Origin of the sequence: Amphritea pacifica, assembly GCF_016924145.1 — a bacterium.
GTDB classification, from domain to species: domain Bacteria; phylum Pseudomonadota; class Gammaproteobacteria; order Pseudomonadales; family Balneatricaceae; genus Amphritea; species Amphritea pacifica.
This window is the reverse complement of record NZ_JAFFZO010000092.1, coordinates 1-692: the sequence shown is the minus strand read 5'-3', so window position 1 is coordinate 692 and position 692 is coordinate 1. Positions and strand designations below refer to the sequence as shown.

1 rRNA gene is annotated in these 692 nt (G+C 49.3%); it reads left to right on the top strand.

Annotation, left to right across the window (positions count from 1 at the left end):
* Positions 1–46: 46 nt before the first annotated feature.
* Positions 47–692 (top strand): 23S ribosomal RNA (locus JW499_RS21550); the annotation flags it as partial.

Here is a 692-nt window from a genome sequence, read left to right as displayed (position 1 = left end):
CAATGAAGTTTTATCAGTGACTTTGACAGACCCTTTTGGGTTATATGGTCAAGTGACTAAGCGTGCACGGTGGATGCCTTGGCAGTCAGAGGCGATGAAGGACGTGGTAACCTGCGATAAGGTTCGGTGAGTCGGTAAACAGACTTTGACCCGGACATTTCCGAATGGGGAAACCCACCCAGTATAAGCTGGGTATCTCTTAGTTGAATACATAGACTGAGAGAGGCGAACCCGGGGAACTGAAACATCTAAGTACCCGGAGGAAAAGAAATCAACCGAGATTCCCCTAGTAGCGGCGAGCGAACGGGGACCAGCCCTTAAGCTGTTTTAACATTAGCAGAACACTCTGGAAAGTGTGGCCATAGTGGGTGAAAGCCCCGTATGCGAAAGTGTTTTAACAGTGAAATCGAGTAGGACGGGACACGTGTTATCCTGTCTGAATATGGGGGGACCATCCTCCAAGGCTAAATACTCCTGACTGACCGATAGTGAACCAGTACCGTGAGGGAAAGGCGAAAAGAACCCCTGTGAGGGGAGTGAAATAGAACCTGAAACCGTGTACGTACAAGCAGTGGGAGCGGTCCTTGAGACCGTGACTGCGTACCTTTTGTATAATGGGTCAGCGACTTAATTTTAGTAGCAAGGTTAACCGTTTAGGGGAGCCGTAGGGAAACCGAGTCTTAATAGGGCGT